Below are 21602 nucleotides of genomic sequence, written 5' to 3'. Positions count from 1 at the left end.
CACAAATACCTTTCCTTGTCGTTTTCTCATATTCTTCCTTTTAAAATTGAGATTATGCATTAGGGTTAGATGCGGTATAACTTCTCCGCCAACGATAGACACTAAAAGCGGAGGATGATGAAGCATGAAGATATTGGGCGTGACTGGAGTCATATTAATTTGTTTATTAGCTATTTCTGTATTGATGGACATGCTTCAAGGGTTCAGTTTAACAAAAGCCGTTTATAACAATATGTCCAGCTTTAAGATGACAACATTTGCGGAATGGGTTGTAATTTTATTTTTTGTTTTAGTACTTGTGAGAGAAATGTACGTGATCTATAAATCGAAAAAAAAGAACCCCTAGAGGGGGCGCTTTTTTCAGACGATAATATTGCCGTCTATTGCATCACTGCTGTGTTTGTTGATTGTCCCTTTAAAAATGCGGTTGCCGATGATTTTGGAGTTGGTTGACGTGTTTGTTTGAATAGCTGTCGCAGTGCCCGCGGAGAGGTTATTGATGGTGTTTCCTGAGACGATAGAGCCTGCAGAGCCATTGATATAAATCACAATCGGATTCCCGGCTGTTCTGTTGACTGAAATGGTATTATCAAAAATCTCATGCACACCGGCGCTGATATAGATGGTGACCAAAAGCGGAGATCTCTCTAAGTGGTTGCCGATAATTGAGGTTTTCGCACTTGTGGAGCAATAAATGGGGTAATTTTTGAACTCTTTAAATGTATTGTTTTTGATGATGGCGCCGGCATTGTTTGTGACGGAAACAGAATATGATTCCGGCACTGCTTCAAACGCGTCAGGATTCAGTATATTCCCTTCAATCACCGCGTTCCCTTGAGCAATCCAAATGCCCCGGCTGAATTTTCTCAGGAGATTATCTTTAATGATCATATTTCCGCCGGAAACGTTCACACCGTCAACGACTTGAATGAGACAGTTATTCAGAAAAGCGATGTCATCTGACAGCACTGCGCGAAGACCGATGCTGCGCCTTGTTTCAGACAGTCCGTTTTGAATTTGGTTTCCGTCTACCTTTACGTCGGAAGACTGATAAACCAATATCCCTGTGTTTTCAAAGTTGCTGATTTTGTTGTTCGTCACAAGAACGCTCTTTCCCCTGACATCAATTCCAGTTGAAAATCCGGTAATGAGGTTGCCAGCGATCACTGCATCACTGGTCTCTTTTCCTTGTGATACACCGAGTCCGGTTATCCCGACTCTTGGCGCAGCCGCCGCGTCTTCAGGGCGCCTCAGTATATTTCCCTTGATCACTGTTTGCGTCCCATATCCGTAGCTGATTGTATTGTCAGAGTGATTTCCTTCTATTAAAATGCCATACCCGTTAAAATTGGTCACAGAACTTGAAACGTTTCCAACAAAGTGGTTATTGCGAATTGATACATTAATCGGTTCCTCATAATCAACGTCACCTTCGCCATATCCTTCAATGTCAATTCCGAATTTCGGGGCTGTTCCATTCCCCGTTCCGGCATCTTCAATCAAGCATTCCTCCACCGTGACCATGTCACATCCGGTAATGGAAATGTTATTTCTCCTCGACCGCCGAACCTCACAGCGGCGGATGATAATTTGCTCTGACGTTCGATAATCTTGATTGGTCTTTAATCCCCTTGGGCTGACTATGATCCCATCGCCGGTAAAATCGGAAATTTTCACATCATCAATGACAACATTCGAGCATCCTTCAATACATATGCCAAAGCCCCATTCATGGGTTGACCTTATCCCCGCCGAGACATACGTATGCTCATCCCGTTCGCCGATAATTTGTCCTCCGGAAATAGTTATATTCTCTTGCTTGCCTACATAAAATGCGGAATAACCCCACGAACTATTCGGTATCACTTTCATGATACATTCGGGGTCCATCATAATCTCAAGGTTGCCGGGAACAATGATCCCCGCGTTTCGAAACCTCTGATTAAGATCTCCGCCAAGCGTTGCGTCTATTAAATATGTTCCCTTTGGAAACCAGACAGTATGATAGCCTTTCGAAACAGCTGTACTGAGGCACTGATTAATCCGTTCTGTCGAATCCGTTTTACCATCTCCAGGAACACCGAAATCCGCTGCATTTAATATGAATTCAGCCAATTGCGAGCCTCCTTCTCTATGATTACTATCATGTTACTCACAAAGGCCCGATCTGCTTGTACATTTCTCTAAAATTTTATTAAAAAAATATAAAGGAATAGTTGTGTAAGAAAATCTCACGATAAAGAGTATAAAAATTAGGAGAAAATCACTATTTTTAGGTATTTATAATTTTTCCATTATGGAACTATTTGAAATGAGTATAAATTATATTGACACAAGTATTATATAAGAATATGATTTTTATAATACACTTTTTTTAGAAAGGGTTTGGCTGACATGGCTTCGATTGATAACGAAAGTATCATTAAAAGCGTCCCGCAAAAAGGGTTCTTTGGTCACCCGCGAGGACTATTTACACTATTTTTCACCGAATTTTGGGAGCGTTTCTCTTACTATGGAATGAGAGCAATCTTACTTTACTATTTGTATACAGAGACGGTAAACGGAGGGCTCGGCTTTGACAAGGGCACTGCGGTTGCCATTATGTCGATTTACGGATCACTCGTATACATGTCCACCATTATTGGCGGATGGCTCGCTGACCGGGTATTCGGTACCGCAAACACCGTGTTTTACGGCGGCATATTCATTATGTTCGGCCACATTGCACTCGCCTATCCGGGCAGCGCGATCGCATTCTATATCAGCATGGTGCTTATCATTGTCGGAACAGGCTTATTAAAACCAAACGTTTCAAGCGTGGTTGGGGATCTTTACACGAAAGAAGACCCGCGCCGCGACTCAGGTTTCAGTATTTTCTACATGGGGATTAACCTCGGTGGTTTACTTGCGCCGTTAATTGTCGGAACACTCGGACAGAAGTACAACTATCATCTCGGCTTCGGAGCTGCCGCGGTCGGAATGCTTCTCGGACTTATCGTATTTGCTTTGACAAGAAAGAAAAACCTCGGGCTTGCAGGTTCCAATGTGCCGAATCCGCTGTCTAAAAAATCTGCGATTGGCACCGGAATCGGTGTTATCATCGTGGCGATCGCAGTGATGATCTCTGTACAAACAGGCGTGCTGACGATCAAGCGTTTTATCGACCTTGTAAGTATTCTCGGTATTTTGATTCCTGTCATTTATTTCATCATCATGTTTACAAGCAAAAAAGCGGACAAAACAGAAAAATCCCGTCTTGCCGCTTACGTTCCTTTGTTTATCGGTGCTGTCATGTTCTGGGCCATTCAGGAACAGGGAGCGACCATTCTTGCGGTATACGCTGATGAACGCATAAAACTTTCATTGGGCGGATTCGAACTTCAGTCATCTTGGTTCCAATCATTAAATCCATTGTTTGTCGTCATTTTTGCGCCAATATTCGCATGGCTCTGGATGAAGCTTGGCAAACGCCAGCCGTCTACACCAGTTAAATTCTCAATCGGAATTATTTTAGCCGGATTGTCATTTATCATTATGGTATTCCCTGCTATGCAAGGAAAAGAAGCACTCGTAAGCCCGCTTTGGCTCGTTCTCAGCTTCCTGCTTGTCGTGCTTGGAGAGCTGTGCCTGTCTCCAGTCGGTTTATCCGTGACAACGAAACTGGCCCCAGCTGCCTTCTCTGCACAGACAATGAGTATGTGGTTTCTGACGAACGCAGCAGCCCAAGCGATCAATGCCCAAGTAGCCGGATTGTTTGATAAAATTCCTGAAACAATGTACTTCGGCACCATCGGTTTGATTTCTATCGTTCTTGGCGGCATTCTCCTGCTGCTCTCGCCGGTTATCAAACGCGCGATGAAAGGGGTCTTATAATCAGAAACAGCCCGCGGATTTTGATCTGCGGGCTGTTTTTTTATTGATCCAGCCATTTGCTGAAGCTTTGATCAAAGGCTTCCGGTTCTTCCAGCATCGGCTGATGGCCGCTCTTTTCAAAAATAACCTTATCCACATGGGGATATAAACCGTCAACAGCATCCCATAGCGCAACAGGCGCAACCAAATAATCATATCTCCCTAATCCGATATACACCGGCATACGAACATCAGCTAACCGCTGAATAAGATCAAGCCGGGCAAATGTTTTGCCCCATAATTCATCCATGATCGGCATATTCGTGAATACACCGTCCCATAAGGCAGCAGCATGCGGCCGCTCTTGATAAAAGCTTTTCGCTTCAGCGCGGATACACATGTGCACGAAGCGCCTTTCAGGATCTTTTTCGATGTCCTGCGGCAAATTCGCGATGTCTTTTTCAAAGCGTTTCTTTCTCTCAAGACTGGCTGTTTCCATGAAAAATGATTCGCTTTTTCGCTGTCTTTCTTCACTGTTATCAGGCGCAGTATTGAAGAGCGCCACCTTCCGAACTTGTTTGGAATATGTCCTGGAATACTCTAAAGCCATAAAAGCGTGCCCGGAATGTCCCAGGATAGTAACATCCTCAAGTCTGAAGAAATGCTCTCATCCTTTCGATATCAGCCAAGACGGCATCAAGCCCCGAATCCTCCGCACGAAGCTCCCGCTTAGGCTTAGCAAATCCCCTATGGTCGACAAAGACCCATTGATATTTCTGTTTGATATCTGAGGAAAAAAGGCGCGGATAGTAAACCGCACTCCCGATCACAAGGATGGGTGCGCCCTCGCCCTCAATTCGATAAGCTAAATCAAAGCCGTCCGAGTGACAGATCCCCGCACGTTCCATTTCTCACGCCCCCTTTGTTTTCATTATATAAAAAAAGCCTGACGCATGGCGTCAGGCTATCGATATTACCGCTTTAAATCTTCCAGGGTCTTTTCCCATCTGCTCAGCACCTCTTCAGGGCTGTGAAGCTGTATACGGACACCAGAAGTCAAATCAGCGTATTTCGCAACGTCCTCCTTCACTGAAACGATGCGGCAGGAAAAACGGTCTCTTTCATATTCGGCATCTTTCAAAGGCGGTAAAGGCGCGCATTCAAGCTTTACATAATAGGCCGCTCCCTTCCACCATGCCGTGAACTGTGCTTTTCCTGTGCGAAGGATGTTGGCCGAAGTCATTGTGTTTTTCCACAGAGCGATTCGGATATCAGTTCGGCTCAGCGCGATAATTTCACCTGCACTGATCATAGCGGCATGCGGCCAGCCATCCTCTGATACTGTTTGCAGAACGAAGGCCTCATGCTGCTTCTCACTCAGGCATCTCCCGTCAAGCAGCTCAAAGAGACGGTCTGACATACTGTTCACGCGGATCAAGCCTTTCGTTCCGGCACCGCCGGAACTTCAATTGCTGTTTCTGTTTCCTTTGGATCTATTTTAAACGCTGGATTGTATTTTTCGGGATTCGTAATGCTTTCCGGTTCACAGGATCTCCATGTAAAAAAGCATGTTTGGCACTGATAAACTTCCCATGCGCCTTCTACAGGCGATTTGCTCATGACTTCTCCCTTTTTTGAGTCGCATCGAGGACATGTATGCATTTCGAACATCCTTTCCTTATTTATTCATTAAGTCCATTAGTTTTTGTTCCCATTCTTTCGTTGTTAGCGGAGAATCAAGCGGCTGTGAATAATGGCCTCTTGTTTCCGGCGCAACCGGTGTAGTGGCGTCAAGAATCATTTTGTGAGTGATTCCTGATGGATTGGATCCCGGATCAAGCGGCAGGACAGATAAGTCCGGAATGATGACCGCATCGTGTTTCGGATGCATTTTGGTCGAAAGCGCCCACATGACCTGCGGAAGGTTGAATGGATCGACATCCTCATCAACGACAATGACCATTTTGCAGTAGCCGAGTCCGTGCGGCGTTGTGAGTGCGCGCATGCCGACCGCTTTCGCAAATCCGCCATAGCGGGTTTTTGTGGAAACAATCGCGATTAAACCGTGTGTGTACATGGCGTTCACTGCCACAATTTCGTTCGGATACGCTTCTTTTAACTGCTGATAAAGCGGCACGCATGTGTTAATGCCGATCATGTAATCGCATTCTGTCCAAGGCATGCCTAAGTATAAATGTTCAAAGATCGGATTGTTTCTGTGATAGACGCGTTTAATTTTGATAATCGGCATGCTGCGTCCGCCGGAATAATGGCCTGTGAATTCACCGAACGGCCCTTCATATTCGCGCTCTCCGGCAATAATCTCACCTTCAAGCACCACTTCAGCGCCCCACGGAATATCCAGATCAGACAGCTTTGATTTGACGATGCGATATGGTTCGCCTTGAATCGCACCTGCCATTTCGTATTCTGATTGATCATAGAGAAGCGGAGTCGATGCCGCCGTTGTAATGACCGGCTCGCAGCCGAGCGCAATAGTGACCGGAAGATTGATGCCGCGTTCTTCAGCTTGGCGCAGATGGATTGCAATATCGTGCTGCGGGACAGGCTGAATGCCGAGACGGTCTTTTCCTTTGACCTGCATTCTGTAAATGCCGACATTTTGTTTGCCGAAGTTGTCAGGGTCTTCAAGATCACGGGAAATGACACACGCTTTGTCTAAATAGTAGCCTCCATCACCTTGGTTAATTCTGAAAAGAGGCAGTATATCGAACAAATTGATATCTTCTGTGATTTCATTTTCATGAAATGGCGCTGTTTCCTCACGTTTGACCGGCATCGGAAACTGGTCATAACGCTTTGCGAATTCAAAAAACTGTTCTTTTACCGGTGTGTCTTTCGGCATGCCCAGCATCATGGCATGGTTTGGCCAAGAGCCGATGACATTCATCGCAATTCGCGCGTTATGATAGCCGTAAATGTTGTTAAATAAGAGCGCAGGGCTTTTATCGCCAAGATTGCTGGCTGCCCGTGCGGCGGCCCCTAAATCCGGTTCCGGCTTTACCTCTTCATTCACTGTAAGCAGCTGTCCTTCTTTTTCAAGGGCAGCGAGAAATTCTCTGAAATCTTGATAAGCCATGATCAAGCTCCTCCTTTTTGTTTTCCAATCCCATTCCAGCGCTTCGCTTCAGGAAGCCGAATGCCGAATTGGTCCAACGTTCTGAATACAATATGGTCAACCATTTCCTCTAAGCTGCTCGGCTGATTATAAAATGCCGGCATCGGAGGAAGAATGATTGTACCCATTTTCGTAAGCGCTAGCATATTTTCGAGATGAATTTGGTTCAAAGGCGTCTCTCTCGTTAAGAGGACGAGTTTTTTTCTCTCCTTGAGCATGACATCCGCCGCACGTGTCAGCAGATTATCCGCCATTCCGGTGCGAATGCTTGCGAGAGATTTCATGCTGCACGGCGCAACAATCATTCCATCGGTATCAAACGACCCGCTTGAAATGGCTGCCGCCTGATCCTTATGTGAGTAAGTGTATGTGGCCAGTTGTTCTACTTCTTGTAAGGTATAGCCTGTTTCGTGTTTGATCGTGACGTTTGCCCAAGGAGACACAACGAGATGGGTTTCCACTCCGGCGGCCTTCAGCCACTGCAGCAGCCTGACCCCGAAAATGGCCCCTGTTGCCCCTGTCATTCCGACAACGAGTTTCACTTTGCCCCCTCCTTTACGCTTGAATTCTGCTTTCATTTCAATCATACTCCTGATATATCCATATGAAAAATATCTATTAAATCTATAATTAATACCTAAAAGGTATGATAAGGGGGCGCTTTCTTTTGGATATTCGCCAGCTTCGATACTTCATTACCATTGCCCAAGAACAGAAAATTACGTCCGCAGCCAAAAAGCTTCACATGGCGCAGCCGCCTTTAAGCAGGCAGCTCAAACAGCTGGAGGACGAACTTGGTGTTGTTCTGTTCGACCGGAACAAGAAAAAACAAATGACTCTTACATATGAAGGAGCTGTTTTTCTAAAAAGAGCAAAAGAGATTCTGCATAGGTTTGAAGATGCAGTCATTGAGGTACAGGAGCTGAAGGAGGAGGTAGCCGGCACACTTGCCGTGGGGTCAACAATTTATTGCGCGGCTCTGATGCTTGAAAAAGTAACACAGATCAAAGAGAGATACCCCCATCTCACCTTTAATATTTGGGAAAATGAGCCCGCGACACTGTTGGAACTGCTGGAAAGCCGGCAAATCGATGCGGCGGTCACGACAACACTGATCAAAAGTGACACAGTACAATTCAAGCAGCTTGATGACATTCCATGTGTGCTCGTGCTTTCAGATGAAGCCGGATATCCGTGCGGAGACACCATTAAGATGGAGGACATTCCTTCATTTCCGCTGATCCTGCTGCGGCCTGTCAACGGAAAAGGCGTCTATAATCAGGTCATGAATGAATTTCATCGTTTGAACCTGGAGCCGCGCATTGTTTGTGAATGCCACGACTCTGCAACTTTGCTCAGCCTCGTGTCATCCGGATTCGGCGCGTCTATTTTGCCCGTCACAATGATTCCCGTTCATATGAGAAATCACGTTCACACCGTCCATATCGAAAATAATCCCTTCATTATGACACCGGCTGTCATGTGGAGAACGGACAGTTATTTGCCTAAACCGGCACAGCAATTTTTGGATTTATTTTAAAAGATTTTGTCTTATGAAAACCAAATACTTGACTCATACTAAAAAAAAGTTATCCTTTAGATTTGTAAGCTAATTTTTTATTTCAATAAAATCAACCAGAAAAGTGGGGAATAAGATGAAAAAAGCATTATTGGCTTTATTCATGGTCGTAAGTATTGCAGCTCTTGCAGCTTGCGGAGCAGGAAATGACAATCAGTCAAAAGATAATGCCAAAGATGGCGATCTTTGGGCTTCAATTAAGAAAAAAGGTGTGCTCACAGTCGGAACGGAAGGAACATATGAGCCGTTCACTTACCACGACAAAGACACTGATAAACTGACTGGCTATGATGTCGAAGTTATCACAGAAGTCGCAAAACGCCTCGGGCTTAAAGTCGACTTTAAGGAAACACAGTGGGACAGTATGTTTGCCGGCCTGAATTCCAAACGGTTTGACGTTGTTGCCAACCAAGTCGGAAAAACAGATCGTGAAGACAAATATGATTTCTCAGATAAATACACAACATCAAGAGCCGTTGTCGTAACGAAAAAAGACAACAACGATATTAAGTCTGAAGCAGATGTAAAAGGAAAAACGTCAGCTCAATCACTGACAAGCAACTACAACAAATTAGCTACAAATGCCGGCGCTAAAGTAGAAGGCGTTGAAGGCATGGCGCAGGCCCTTCAAATGATCCAGCAAGGCCGTGTCGATATGACATACAACGATAAGCTTGCCGTATTGAACTACTTAAAAACATCTGGCAATAAAAACGTGAAAATCGCGTTTGAAACAGGTGATCCTCAGTCAACATATTTCACGTTCCGTAAAGGAAGCGGCGAGGTTGTTGATCAAGTCAACAAAGCATTAAAAGAAATGAAAGAGGACGGGACTCTTTCTAAAATTTCTAAAAAATGGTTCGGCGAAGATGTTTCTAAATAATCTGCCGGCATTGACGCTTGGCACGGCGATCCCGTGGGATCTGGTGCAGCAGTCATTCTGGCCGATACTTTCAGGGGGAATCTACTATACGATTCCCCTTACGATTCTTTCCTTTATATTCGGAATGATCCTGGCGCTGATTACGGCGCTTGCCAGAATGTCGAAAGTGAGACCTTTGAGATGGGTGTTCAGCGTATACGTATCCGCAATACGCGGCACTCCTCTTCTCGTTCAATTGTTCATCATTTTCTATCTGTTCCCGGCCTTTAACGTCACATTAGATCCATTTCCAAGCGCAGTTATCGCCTTTTCATTAAACGTCGGCGCCTATGCATCTGAAATCATTCGGGCATCTATTTTATCCGTGCCGAAAGGGCAATGGGAAGCCGGCTACACAATTGGCATGACACATCAAAAAACGCTGTTCCGCGTCATTTTGCCGCAGGCGTTTCGTGTGTCGATCCCGCCATTATCCAATACCTTTATCAGCCTGATTAAAGATACATCCCTCGCCTCTCAAATTCTGGTCGCTGAGCTGTTCAGAAAAGCCCAGGAAATCGGCGCGCGGAATCTTGATCAAATTTTAGTGATCTATATTGAAGCAGCCTTTATTTATTGGATTATCTGCTTCCTGCTCTCACTCGTCCAGCATGTCATCGAACGGCGTCTTGACCGCTACGTGGCCAAATAAGGAGGTTCCGAGTATGCTTACCGTTAAAGGATTAAACAAATCATTCGGTGAAAATGAAATTTTAAAAAAGATAGATATGAAGATTGAAAAAGGAAAAGTCATCGCCATACTTGGGCCTTCAGGTTCAGGGAAAACGACGCTGCTCCGCTGCCTGAACGCTCTGGAGATCCCGAATCGCGGAGAGCTTGCATTTGATGATTTCTCCATCGATTTCTCCAAAAAGGTGAAACAGGCGGATATCCTAAAGCTTCGCCGAAAATCCGGAATGGTGTTTCAGGCGTATCACCTGTTCCCGCACCGCACAGCCCTCGAAAACGTGATGGAAGGCCCTGTTCAGGTGCAAAAACGGAACAAAGAGGAAGTCAGAAAAGAAGCGATTCAGCTTCTTGATAAAGTCGGATTGAAGGACAAAATGGATTTATATCCGTTCCAGCTTTCCGGCGGCCAGCAGCAGCGCGTCGGCATCGCCCGCGCACTGGCGATTCAGCCTGAGCTCATGCTGTTTGACGAACCGACCTCAGCGCTTGATCCCGAGCTTGTCGGAGAGGTGCTGAAGGTTATCAAGAACTTGGCCAATGAAGGCTGGACCATGGTCGTCGTGACCCACGAAATCAAGTTCGCGCAGGAGGTTGCGGATGAAGTCATCTTCATCGACGGCGGCGTTATCGTGGAGCAAGGACCGCCGGAGCAAATTTTCTCCGCACCAAAAGAAGAACGGACACAGCGGTTCTTGAACCGGATTTTGAACCCGCTGTAATAAGAAAAACAGGGCGCCAGCGCCCTGTTTCAGATTATTGACAAAATCCTAAAACGATTTTCGTTTTAGGATTTTGTGATTTTCAGCGTGATTGAAAACCTTTGAAGTCTAGGAAGGGCGAGCATTGGAGCACAGCGAATGTTAAATTCGTGAGCACCGAAGCACAGGCCTGACAACGAATGCAAGGGTTTGCCAACACGCTGAAACAGGGCGCCCGCGGCGGCCCTGTTTTTTTGTTGAGCCCCTTTCGCCTATTCCGCCCTTCTGTCAGATGTGCTACAATGACAATCGACTGATTTTTACGAAAGAAGGGACCTCACGTGAAGCAAGAACTTGTTCTGCGCTGGACATTTTATTTTGCCGGTTTGATCATTTTGGCTTTTGGTGTATCCCTGACGATAGAAGGAAAAGCACTCGGCATTAGTCCGTGGGATGCATTTCATTACAGCCTGTTTCAGCACTTCGGGCTTACCGTCGGCCAGTGGTCCATCATTATTGGAGCGCTCATCGTCGGATTCACGTCATTGTTTACGAGAGCTTGGCCGAAAATTGGTGCCCTCCTGAATATGGTGCTCATTGGTGTATTTATAGATTTTTTCAATTTCATTCTGCCTGCCCCCTCGACCTACACAGGCTCGATCATCGTCTTCTCTCTAGGCGTGGTGCTGATTGGTTACGGCGTCGGTGTTTATGTATCAGCAGGCCTTGGCGCGGGGCCGCGTGATTCACTGATGATGCTGATTACAGAAAAAACCGGCTGGAATGTGCAATGGGTGCGGAACGGCATGGAATTAACCATTTTGTTTGCGGCATGGGGCATGGGCGGACCGATCGGTTTTGGCACCATTTTGACCGCCATCCTCACCGGACTTATTTTGCGCTTTTCATTGCCCCAGTCAATCCAGCTGCTGAATTATGCTGTGGCAAGGCGGACAGCCGCTGTGAAAGCATCTCCGCCTGTACACTAAAACAAAGCCGCCTTGGCTTTGTTTTTTTATTTTCTCCTCTATATGAGTCTTGTGGAAGTATGATAGGATGGTTTTGACAATCTTTTGCAGACGGAGGATCTAGAATGAAGATTTACGGAATTTATATGGACCGCCCGCTTTCACAGGAAGAAAATGAACGGTTCATGTCTTTCATATCACCTGAAAAACGGGAGAAATGCCGGAGATTTTATCATAAAGAAGATGCTCACCGCACCCTGCTGGGAGATGTGCTCGTTCGCTCAGTCATAAGCAGGCAGTATCAGTTGGACAAATCCGATATCCGCTTTAGCACACAGGAATACGGGAAGCCGTGCATCCCTGATCTTCCCGACGCTCATTTCAACATTTCTCACTCCGGACGCTGGGTCATTTGCGCGTTTGATTCACAGCCGATCGGCATAGATATCGAAAAAACGAAACCGATCAGCCTTGAGATCGCCAAGCGCTTCTTTTCAAAAACAGAGTACAGCGACCTTTTAGCAAAAGACAAGGACGAGCAGACAGACTATTTTTATCATCTATGGTCAATGAAAGAAAGCTTTATCAAACAGGAAGGCAAAGGCTTATCGCTTCCGCTTGATTCCTTTTCAGTGCGCCTGCACCAGGACGGACAAGTATCCATTGAGCTTCCGGACAGCCATTCCCCATGCTATATCAAAACGTATGAGGTCGATCCCGGCTACAAAATGGCTGTATGCGCCGCACACCCTGATTTCCCCGAGGATATCACAATGGTCTCGTACGAAGAGCTTTTATAAATGGCTCATCAACAGCTTGACACCGTGCTCAATATCTTCCGTTTTCACATTGGAAATATTGATTTTTAATAGATTTTCTTTCTGATAATCTGATAAATAATGACGGTCTATCGCCTCAAGGAGAACCCCTTGTTTTTTCAGTCTATGAATCACTCTTGAGGCGGGCAGATCCTGAGGAAGCACCAGGTGGGTGTGCATACAGGGTGCCTGCCCGCTGGAGAACGTAAAGCGTCCGCTTCCCAGCTGCCTGTGAGTTCGAATGGCTTGATGTAGCCTCAGCGACCGCTCTTTATAAGAATCTCTGATTTTCTCCTTATGCCTGCCGTACATACCGCTTTTCAGGTAAATCTCCAATGCCGCTTGAGAAATCATCGAACAGTCGATGTCGTTCAGCTTTTTGTACGCATAGAACGTGTCAGTCAGCGCTTCGGGCAAAACAGCCGCCCCCACGCGAAGGCCGGGGAACATCATTTTTGAGAAGCTTTTCAAATAGATGACATGTGAGGACAGATCATATGCGTACAGCGGATCTGCCTTTTTATTTTCTTCCAGATCACCGAGGTAATCATCCTCAACGAGATAGACATCATACGCTTCTGCCAGTCTCACAAGCTCCTGTTTATCACGCTCTGACAATGAGCAGCCAAGCGGGTTATGGAAGCGCGGCATCGTATAAAAAAATTTAATCGATTCTGTTTGAAATAACCGCTCAACCTCGGCTATATCAAGCCCTTCTTCCGTTCGTTTCACCCCGATAGCGGGAATCCCAAGCGTCTCAAGCTGTTCGACCATCAAATGGTAGCCCGGCTGTTCAATGGCGATCTTCTCTTTCCCATTTGGGAACGGCATGGCACAAAGCAAGGATAACGCCTGCTGGACACCTGATGTAATGAAAATATGCCGTTCATCCGCAAATACCTGTTGAGTGGCCAAGAGCTTTCGGAGTACGCGGATGAGTGATGGAAGCCCCTTTGGCGTCCCATAAATAAACAAATCGTTTTTGTATGTATCAATCGCTTTGTTGATACAGTGCTGAAAATCAAGATACGGAAACACATCTGGGTCCGGCGCAGATGTGGCAAAGTCGATGGGGCCAGGCTGCCCGCTTTTTGATTTCCCTGTCTTTTTCACAATATAATAGCCGCTTTTCGGAACAGAATAGATAAGGTGGCGCTTTTCCAGCTCCTGCAGCGCGCGGATCACTGTGCTTTTGCTGACTTGGTAGCGGGCGGACAGCTGACGGATAGATGGAAGCCTGTCTCCTTCTTGATAGGCGGTGCTTTGCATCATCTCCTCTATCCTCGTTACTAGACTCATATATTTCTCCATGCCTTCTCCCCCTGTTTTGTACCGGTACAGTTCATTGTTTTTCTCATTGTACCGTTCTGACCGCGGCCATACAATAAAGGGAGCGACCGGCGCTGCAATTCAGGTAAAGGAGCACTTCCCATTATGGTTAAACATCAGCAAGCCCCCGCTTATATAGCGGCTATTTTATATTCGTTCATTATCGGTTTATCCTTTCTATTCGTGAAAATCGCACTGCAAACAGCAGAGCCGTTTGATATTTTGGCGCATCGGTTCACCATTGCGTTTGCTGCGGCCACTGTACCGATCTTATTCGGCTGGGTAAAGCTATCAATCCGCGTAAAGGACGTCATTGCCATTTTGCCGCTCGCCCTGCTGTATCCCGCGTTATTTTTCAGCTTTCAGGCATTCGGCCTTGTGTACTCGTCCTCCTCTGAAGCGGGAATTATTCAGGCAGCCATTCCGATTTTCACGATGGTCTTTGCCGCTTATGTTTTAAAGGAACGCCCAACGTGGACGCAAAAGGGATTCACAGTTTTATCCGTTGCCGGCGTCATGTTTATTTTTGTGATGAAAGGCGTTGACGTGGAATCAGCCAGCTTAAAAGGGTCTTTGCTGATCCTTTTGTCCGCTTTGTCTTCAGCGATGTACAATACTGCTGCCAGAAAAATGACGCAGCGGTTCAAGCTGACCGAGCTCACCTACATCATGTCAACCATCGGCTTTGTCGTCTTCAACGCCATCGCCCTTGTGCGTCACGGAGCGGCGGGAACAGTCGGCACTTATTTTCTGCCGTTCCGGGAGCCCGGCTTCGTTCTCGCCATTGTGTATTTGGGCGTGCTGTCTTCACTTGTCACTTCATTTCTGTCTAACTATACGCTGTCGCGAATTGAGGCGTTTAAAATGAGCGCTTTTAATCATGTATCTACCATTGTGACGATGATTGCAGGAGTTGTGATTCTCAACGAAAGCCTGGCCTGGTATCATCTTGCCGGGGCTGTTTGTATTATGATTGGCGTGGTGGGGAGCAATATCAATCTGGAGAAAAAAACAAAGCGCCCTGGTATGCCTGCAAAAAAATGAAAAATTATGCTAGACTGAAAGGAAAAACATGGTTAGAGGTGTAGGTTTACCGTATGATTCAATATGCTAGTGAAAATATCAATCTTCCAGGAGAAATCACTTTTAAGGATGTAAGAGAAATCTTTTTTTATCAAATCGCAAAAATATCATGCTTTTACTTTCTATTGTTTTGCGCCATATTTGCTGCAGTTAACTTCATTAACGGATGGCCCCGTATCGTTTATGGCAGTGACGCGCTTAACTTGTTTATGAACAGTATGTTGATTATCGTGATGTCAGTTCTGTTTACACTGCTGCTCCTCCTGCTTCTATATGTGAAGTTTTCCAGAGCATACAAGAAGAACGAACGGATGAAATCTAAAAGAACATATACTCTGAACCAAGAAGGAATTCGTATATGTTCTAAAAAATATGACCTCATTTTCAATTGGAATGAAATCACAGCTGTTTTCGAATATAAGAATATCTTCCGCATCAATACATCCAGCAGCCAATATATTGCGATCCCAAAACATTTTTTTCATTCCGAAGTGGAGATGAACAGATTCAAGGAGATTATCCTTAAAAATACCGAAACAAAAAAACTCAAATTTAAAAAGGATCAGCATTGACAGTGCTGATCCTTTTATATTGATTGGTGGGTTTCTTTTGCCTTTTGTTTATCTAAAAACGGCACCAGCTCTATTACAGCCGATAAACCCACAAACACGATGCACACAGCGACAATCAGCAAATAACCATGAGTCATGTCAAAAAACAAACCGCCCGCATACACGCTGAGAGCTCCGGCAACCTGATGGATAAAGAAATTGATGCCTAACAGCGATCCGATCAATCCTGTTTGATGGCTTTCCGAAATTGACGCCGCGGTCAGCGGGATCACGCCTGTGTAACTGAGCCCGAATAACAGGATAAACCCGAAGTACCAAAGGTCGCTGTGATGAATTCCGAGAATGGGAATGAGCAGGCAAATGAGGCTGAGCAGCCGAATGAAAAATAAGATGGATAGCATGACGCTTCTGCTGCCGAGGAGATCGGACAGCCAGCCCGCCAATAATCCGCCAATGATGATAAATGCCCCGAACGCGGCCATCATTCCGTTGACATGAGAGACATGCGCATCCTTCAGTATCGGGACGAGGTGAGCATCAATAATTCCCATTGTAAATCCGCAAGTAAACACGCCGAAGTACAGGATATGAATGAGGCGGGATTGCTTCATCACGTTCCAAAACCCCCGCCAATCATAAGATTTTTTCACAGACTCCGCTTGCGCATACGGCGGGTGCTTCATCCCAAAGACGAGGAGCGGCAGCAGAACAGCCGCCATGACGATTCCCAAAATCGTATAGGTGCTCTGCCAGCCGGCATGATACGGAGCCGCAGCCCAAATGGGCGAGAGAAGCAGCAGGCCCGCAGAGTTGGCATTGGTCAAAATAGCAAGCGCCAGACCTTTATGTGTGTCAAACCAACGGCTGATGAAGTACTGGGTCGTCACGCCGACCGCGCAGGAATAGCCGATTCCGCCAAGCACACCGTAAATGGCGGAAAACACATGAACATTCGGTGAATAAGGAAGCACCAAAAAGCTTGCGCTGATGCAGACAGCTCCAAGCGCCATAATTTTTCTGACACTGAAACGGTCGATAAAAAAACCGACAAAAAACTGGACGATGCCGGTTGTGATCATAAAAATGCTGACAGAAACCGAAATCAGCGACCTGTCGGCATGGAAGGCATCCGCCATTGGCAGCATAAAAAATTGAAAGGAATTTCTGAATGAGTTCATTCCGATGGCGAAAACAAACGTAAACAGCAATACAAACCATTTCATCCTGGGAGACGTGCGCATGTTTCGACCTTCCTTTATTTGGGTATTTCGACTATTATACCATGCAAAAATTGGCATTCAACATAAAAAAAAGCGGAACAGCCGAAGCTGTCCGCTTTTGATCACGGTTGAATGATCGGATGCTGATTCAAGATCGCAAAAATCCGTTCTGCGACTTCTTCCGTTTGTGACAGCAGGAACATGTGCCCGCCGTCAAATTGATGGAATGTGATGTCTTTTGCCCACTTCTTCCAGCCCTCCGCATCTCGTATGCATTTTTTATCATCAAGCCCGTTAAAGACATGAACAGGCGACTGGATCTGGGCCAGATCGTAAAGCTCAAATTGTTCAAGAGCCCGATAATCTGATCGGAAAGAAGGCAGGAAAAAGGACATGACCTCCTTATTTTCAACAAGCTCTGCGGGCATTCCGCCTAATTGGATAATATGATCGAGAAACTGATCATCAGGCAGGTGGGACACTTTCTTCCGCTGAATATGAGGCGGCTGGATTGCAGAAATAATAACCGCCTGCGGAAAGATGCCTTCACGCTCAAGCTTTTGCGCCAGCCTGAAGGTGATCATTCCGCCCATACTGTGTCCGAACAGCACAAACGGCCGATCAGGGCGAAGGTTCAGTTCTTGCTTGTACAAATCCGTCAGCTCTTCGAGATCCTCAATGGCTGACGTTTGATTCGTGCCGTGTCCCGGCGGCTCGGCAGCGAGCATCTCGCACTCCCCCTGCAAAAAAGCATGGAGAGGGCGAAACGACGCCGAATAGCCGCCGGCAAACGGAAAACAGATGAGCTGTGTTTTTTCCGACGCATCAAATGATTTGAAGAGTTGGCTCATTGGCTGTCTCCTCCTTTCATCACTTCATTTATGAAACCGTTACGGTTTGTGTATTAAGAAATTCGAGCAAAATCCCGGCATTCCTATCTAGCGTTTCGCCCTGCAGCATTTCTGCGTGTGTTCCGAAGCCTCTTTTCACACGGTAAACACCTGTTGTAGCTTCTTCCCATGATGCAAGCCATTCCGGCATGTCAAAATCAGCGCCGGAAGTCAACAGATCAATATCTGCTTTCACCTGGCCTGTGCTGATCAGGTTGACGTAGTATGAGTAAAAGGCATGTGTTTTTTGCTTGAGGCCTTGTTTGACGGCTTCGCTGTTGAGCGCTTCATTGTCCCGATTGACATTCATCAACGCTTCGACATCACTTTCAACCGTGCGTCCGTCCAGATCACTGACACCTTGTTTTTTATAGGAATCCACCATGATGATCCGCTGAACAATACGGCCTTGTTCCTCAAGCTTTTTCGCAGCTTCAAACGCCAGGCTGCATCCCGCTGAATATCCAAACAATGTTAAAGGCCCTTCCGGCTGCAGTTTCTGGATCAAATCCGCATAGCGGTCAAGCCGGTCTTCCTCCTCAATAAAATCAAAGGCGCACAGCTTGTATGACGGCAAGCGGCTGGATAGATTTTGGTACATAAGGCCATAGCCCAAGACCGGCGGGAATGCGAAAATGATCTGCTCCTGATCCTGATTCATTATCGTTACATCCTGCAAGCCATCAGGGCCCCCGTTTTTCAAATACGCTGAAATGCCGGCAATCGTCGGCGCTTCAAACAAAAGCTTTACTGGAAGATCAATCCCGAGCTCTTTCTTGATGCGGGAAGCGGCGGTCATGGCCTTCAAGGAATGCCCTCCGAGCGCAAAGAAATCGTCATGAATGCCAATTTGCTTTCTGCCGAGAACCTCAGACCATATTTGTGCGATTGTTTCTTCCATCTCGTTCCGCGGTCCAATCCATTCTTCCGCCAGCTGATCCTGATCAGGTTTTGGGAGCAGCCGTTTATTGACTTTCCCGTTCGTCGTTAAAGGAAGCTCATCCAAGAAGGTAAAGGTTTGCGGCACCATGTAAGCAGGAAGCTGTTTTTTCAGGTGCGCCTTCACGTCTTCAGCTGAAAGCTGCGTTCGGTTCACAAGGTAGGCATTGATTGATGCATCGCCAGACTCAGGGCGGTCCGCCACAACGACCGCATCTTTCACACCTGGGTATTCCTGCAGCTGCTTTTCGATTTCTTCAAGCTCAATCCGGTGTCCGCGTATTTTGACCTGGTCGTCAATACGGCCGGCGTATTCAATCGTTCCATCCGGCAGCCAGCGTGCTAAATCCCCTGTGCGGTAAAGCGTTTCTCCCGGCTTGAACGGGTTGTTAATAAACTTTTCCTTCGTGAGGTCAGCACGATTTACATACCCTTTTGACACGCCCATTCCGCTGATGCACAGTTCACCGACCGCCCCGAATGGCTGGAGCTGGCTTTGCTCATTCAGAATATAAACACTGGCATTGCTGATCGGCTTTCCGATCGGCAATGAGGAGATGGAATCCGGTATATCATGCACGACGTGAGCTGTCGCAAACACTGTTCCCTCAGTCGGCCCGTAGCAGTTAATCAGCTTGCCCGGCCCCATGACCCGCAGCGCTTTTCTGACGTGAGGCACAGACGCGCGCTCTCCGCCGAATAACACGCAGCGAAGCCCCTTCATCCAATCCTCTCCCGCATCTGTGAGAAGATTAAATAGTGCGGTTGTCGCAAACATGACATTGACATTCTCTTGCAGGATCAGATCTGTGAGCCGTTCTGTATCAAGCAGCGTATGTTCATCTGCGATAATGAGCCGTGCCGCATTCAGCATAGAAGCATAGAAATCAAAGGTAAATGCGTCAAAGGCGTAATTCGAAACAGACAAGAACGTATCCTGATCAGAAAATGCCATGTAGTCTACATGCTTGACCAAACCTTGAATATTGGCATGAGTGGTCATATTGCCCTTTGGCTTTCCGGTTGTGCCGGACGTGTACATGATATATGCCGGATCATTAGGATCAATCGCGGTTGCAGGATCGCTTGCCTGTTCTTCAAACCGTGTTTGATCATCAATGAAGAGCGTTGTGCCTGTATACGGCAGCTCAGCCGCTTGTTCTTTCATCTCCTGATGCGTCAGAAGACAGGCTGCCGCACTGTCAGCCAGCATATACGAGATTCGGTCCTCTGGCAGCTTCGGATCAACCGGCAGATAGGCTGCTCCCGCCTTTAATACACCGAGAATGCCGATCACCAATTCAAGTGAGCGCTTCGTGTACAGCGCTACAACAGAGCCTTTGCCCGCACCGTGTTTTTGCAGCCGGCGTGCAAGGCGGTTCGCTTCCTCATCTAATTCGCGATAAGACAGGGTCTGGCCGGAATACGTAAGCGCAGGTGCATCCGGATTGACGTTCACTGCTTCCTTGAACCAATCCGTCAGAGGCTTTGTTTCATGAGCTTGAGCCGGCGGGTTTAAGCCGGTTAGCAAAAATTCTCTCTCCCTGTCGTCAACGAGGTTGATCGTGCTGACAGGCTGATCCGGATTCTGGATGAGCTGCTGAATTGCTGTGAGAAGCTGAGATTTCAAGCGCAGGATAAACGCCTCATCAAACACATTCTCATTATAGGCAAGCTTAATCAGCATCTCATCTCCCGGGGAAGCCATCAGGTTGAGATCATAATTCGACTTCTCAAAAACATGAACATCCACCATATCAAAGCCGTTTTTACTGCTTTCTTCATTTTTCGCATCCTGAAGCGGATAGTTCTCAAAAACAATGATGTGGTCAATCAGTTTCGGCTGATCGGCCTGGCTTTGGATGTCATAAAGCGGCACATATTGATGCGGCTCAGACTGCAGCGATTGCTCCTGCAGCTGCTTGAGCAAGCCGTTAAATGTGATACCCTCAGACAGCTTCACACGTCTCGGGACAACGTTGATAAACAGCCCGACCATATGTTCAACGCCTTTGATTTCCGCGGGACGCCCTGAAACAACTGTACCGAAGGCCAAATCGCCAGACTGCTGATAGCGGCTGATCAATACGCTCCAGACTGCCTGCAGCGCCGTACTTAAAGTGGTATGCTGCGATTTTGCAAGCTCGGTAAAGGCCTTTGTTTCCGCCTCCGGCAGTGAAAAGAGCAGCTCTTTCGGCTCATAGCCGTCCTTTTGTTTCTTTCTTTGCTCCGCAAACGTCGTTTGTCCTTCAAAGTCCTCTAAATACTCGCGCCAGTAACGCAGTGATGCTTGTTTATCCTGCTTTTCAAGCCACTTTATGTAGTCTTTATACGGTTTGACGGGGGGCTGGCTGTACGGCTTTTGTTCGCGCAGAGCATTGTATACCTTAAATAGATCCTGTACGACGATGCCGAAGCACCATCCGTCCAAAATAATGTGGTGGTAGCTCCACACCCATTCAAAGCTTTCTTCAGCTTTCTTGAAAATGGCTGCCCGCATCGGAATATCCCGCGTCAAATCAAAACCCCTGATCTTATCCTGTTCTTTGTACTCATTGATTTTGGCTGTTTGCTCGCTGCCCGTTAAGTGTGTCAGATCGATTTCTTCTATATGGAACTGCCGTTTTTTTAATACGACTTGGACAGGTCTTTTTACTTTTTCGTGAATGAACACGGTACGAAATACATCGTACCGGTCCATGATCACATTCATGCTTTCTTCAAGACATTTGATATTCAAGCTGCCTTTTACTTTCATCGTGATTTGTTCAAGGTAAAAGCTTTGGCCGGGATTCAGGATGGCATGAAAAAGCATCCCTTCCTGCATCGGCGATAGGTAATACATATCTTGAACCTGATCCTTGCTAAATTGACTCATATGTTTCGCTCCCGCCTTCTGTAAT

At 46.6% G+C, this 21602-nt stretch carries 19 protein-coding genes and 1 pseudogene; 10 read left to right on the top strand and 10 right to left on the bottom strand.

Annotated elements, in window-relative coordinates; genetic code table 11:
- The first annotated feature begins 124 nt into the window (after positions 1 to 124).
- Positions 125 to 346 (top strand): hypothetical protein, encoded by a 222-nt coding sequence (locus tag NX903_RS01550; protein ID WP_015252828.1) that lies wholly within the window; start codon positions 125 to 127, stop codon positions 344 to 346.
- A gap of 14 nt (positions 347 to 360) precedes the next feature.
- On the opposite strand, the gene NX903_RS01545 is transcribed toward NX903_RS01550, so the two are convergent.
- Positions 361 to 2115 carry a right-handed parallel beta-helix repeat-containing protein gene (locus NX903_RS01545; protein ID WP_086343452.1) on the bottom strand — a complete coding sequence of 585 codons (1755 nt, stop codon included), beginning with the start codon at positions 2113 to 2115 and terminating at the stop codon, positions 361 to 363.
- A 279-nt stretch (positions 2116 to 2394) separates the two neighbouring features.
- On the opposite strand from NX903_RS01545, the gene NX903_RS01540 reads away from it, so the two are divergent.
- Positions 2395 to 3873 carry a peptide MFS transporter gene (locus tag NX903_RS01540; RefSeq protein ID WP_086343451.1) on the top strand — a complete coding sequence of 493 codons (1479 nt, stop codon included), beginning with the start codon at positions 2395 to 2397 and terminating at the stop codon, positions 3871 to 3873.
- A gap of 40 nt (positions 3874 to 3913) precedes the next feature.
- Here NX903_RS01540 and NX903_RS01535 read toward each other — a convergent pair.
- The 5 genes and pseudogenes from NX903_RS01535 to NX903_RS01515 form a co-directional block, all read right to left on the bottom strand.
- Positions 3914 to 4760 (bottom strand): annotated as a pseudogene (locus NX903_RS01535) (alpha/beta fold hydrolase).
- A gap of 65 nt (positions 4761 to 4825) precedes the next feature.
- Complete coding sequence (locus NX903_RS01530; RefSeq protein ID WP_080010607.1) at positions 4826 to 5290, bottom strand: pyridoxamine 5'-phosphate oxidase family protein; 465 nt, start codon at positions 5288 to 5290, stop codon at positions 4826 to 4828.
- A complete protein-coding gene (gene bsdD, locus NX903_RS01525; protein ID WP_010886405.1) occupies positions 5287 to 5514 on the bottom strand; it encodes a phenolic acid decarboxylase subunit BsdD in 228 nt (75 codons plus the stop codon). Before bsdD ends, NX903_RS01530 begins: the two co-directional genes overlap by 4 nt.
- 16 nt (positions 5515 to 5530) lie before the next feature.
- Positions 5531 to 6952 carry a phenolic acid decarboxylase BsdC gene (gene bsdC / locus NX903_RS01520; protein WP_086343450.1) on the bottom strand — a complete coding sequence of 474 codons (1422 nt, stop codon included), beginning with the start codon at positions 6950 to 6952 and terminating at the stop codon, positions 5531 to 5533.
- A 2-nt stretch (positions 6953 to 6954) separates the two neighbouring features.
- Positions 6955 to 7569 (bottom strand): non-oxidative hydroxyarylic acid decarboxylases subunit B, encoded by a 615-nt coding sequence (locus tag NX903_RS01515; RefSeq protein WP_086343449.1) that lies wholly within the window; start codon positions 7567 to 7569, stop codon positions 6955 to 6957.
- Between the two features lie 89 nt (positions 7570 to 7658).
- On the opposite strand from NX903_RS01515, the gene bsdA reads away from it, so the two are divergent.
- From bsdA to NX903_RS01485, 6 genes are all read left to right on the top strand, one after another.
- Complete coding sequence (gene bsdA, locus NX903_RS01510; protein ID WP_003234533.1) at positions 7659 to 8531, top strand: transcriptional regulator BsdA; 873 nt, start codon at positions 7659 to 7661, stop codon at positions 8529 to 8531.
- A 115-nt stretch (positions 8532 to 8646) separates the two neighbouring features.
- Positions 8647 to 9453 carry a cystine ABC transporter substrate-binding lipoprotein TcyA gene (gene tcyA / locus NX903_RS01505; RefSeq protein ID WP_015382752.1) on the top strand — a complete coding sequence of 269 codons (807 nt, stop codon included), beginning with the start codon at positions 8647 to 8649 and terminating at the stop codon, positions 9451 to 9453.
- Positions 9440 to 10144 (top strand): cystine ABC transporter permease TcyB, encoded by a 705-nt coding sequence (gene tcyB, locus NX903_RS01500; protein WP_003234541.1) that lies wholly within the window; start codon positions 9440 to 9442, stop codon positions 10142 to 10144. Before tcyA ends, tcyB begins: the two co-directional genes overlap by 14 nt.
- A gap of 13 nt (positions 10145 to 10157) precedes the next feature.
- Positions 10158 to 10901, top strand: coding sequence for a cystine ABC transporter ATP-binding protein TcyC (tcyC, locus tag NX903_RS01495; RefSeq protein WP_046664288.1), 744 nt, complete (start codon positions 10158 to 10160; stop codon positions 10899 to 10901).
- Positions 10902 to 11221: 320 nt separating this feature from the next.
- On the top strand, positions 11222 to 11869 hold the full coding sequence (locus NX903_RS01490) for a YczE/YyaS/YitT family protein (protein ID WP_003234545.1): 648 nt from the start codon (positions 11222 to 11224) through the stop codon (positions 11867 to 11869).
- Between the two features lie 104 nt (positions 11870 to 11973).
- The gene (locus NX903_RS01485; RefSeq protein ID WP_003234549.1) at positions 11974 to 12648 is read left to right on the top strand and encodes a 4'-phosphopantetheinyl transferase; all 675 of its coding nucleotides are present in this window, start codon (positions 11974 to 11976) and stop codon (positions 12646 to 12648) included.
- Here the strand turns inward: NX903_RS01485 and NX903_RS01480 are convergent.
- Complete coding sequence (locus NX903_RS01480; RefSeq protein WP_086343448.1) at positions 12643 to 13977, bottom strand: aminotransferase-like domain-containing protein; 1335 nt, start codon at positions 13975 to 13977, stop codon at positions 12643 to 12645. The two genes, NX903_RS01485 and NX903_RS01480, sit on opposite strands and share 6 nt — an antisense overlap.
- A gap of 123 nt (positions 13978 to 14100) precedes the next feature.
- On the opposite strand from NX903_RS01480, the gene NX903_RS01475 reads away from it, so the two are divergent.
- Together NX903_RS01475 and NX903_RS01470 are read left to right on the top strand one after the other, a co-directional pair.
- Positions 14101 to 15039 (top strand): DMT family transporter, encoded by a 939-nt coding sequence (locus tag NX903_RS01475; RefSeq protein ID WP_086343447.1) that lies wholly within the window; start codon positions 14101 to 14103, stop codon positions 15037 to 15039.
- A gap of 53 nt (positions 15040 to 15092) precedes the next feature.
- Positions 15093 to 15650: a YcxB family protein gene (locus NX903_RS01470; RefSeq protein ID WP_086343446.1), complete on the top strand. Its 558-nt coding sequence runs from the start codon at positions 15093 to 15095 to the stop codon at positions 15648 to 15650.
- Positions 15651 to 15664: 14 nt separating this feature from the next.
- On the opposite strand, the gene NX903_RS01465 is transcribed toward NX903_RS01470, so the two are convergent.
- The 3 genes from NX903_RS01465 to srfAC all read right to left on the bottom strand — a co-directional run bounded on the left by NX903_RS01465 (position 15665) and on the right by srfAC (position 21577).
- The gene (locus NX903_RS01465) at positions 15665 to 16891 is read right to left on the bottom strand and encodes an MFS transporter (protein ID WP_086343445.1); all 1227 of its coding nucleotides are present in this window, start codon (positions 16889 to 16891) and stop codon (positions 15665 to 15667) included.
- 101 nt (positions 16892 to 16992) lie between these two features.
- Complete coding sequence (gene srfAD, locus NX903_RS01460; protein WP_003234568.1) at positions 16993 to 17721, bottom strand: surfactin biosynthesis thioesterase SrfAD; 729 nt, start codon at positions 17719 to 17721, stop codon at positions 16993 to 16995.
- 28 nt (positions 17722 to 17749) lie between these two features.
- Positions 17750 to 21577: a surfactin non-ribosomal peptide synthetase SrfAC gene (gene srfAC, locus NX903_RS01455; RefSeq protein ID WP_086343444.1), complete on the bottom strand. Its 3828-nt coding sequence runs from the start codon at positions 21575 to 21577 to the stop codon at positions 17750 to 17752.
- Positions 21578 to 21602: the final 25 nt, after the last annotated feature.

Origin of the sequence: Bacillus sp. FSL R5-0576, from assembly GCF_038004765.1 — a bacterium.
GTDB classification, from domain to species: Bacteria; Bacillota; Bacilli; order Bacillales; family Bacillaceae; genus Bacillus; species Bacillus subtilis.
Note: the sequence above shows the minus strand (reverse complement) of the source record. Positions and strands in the feature narration are given on the sequence as shown.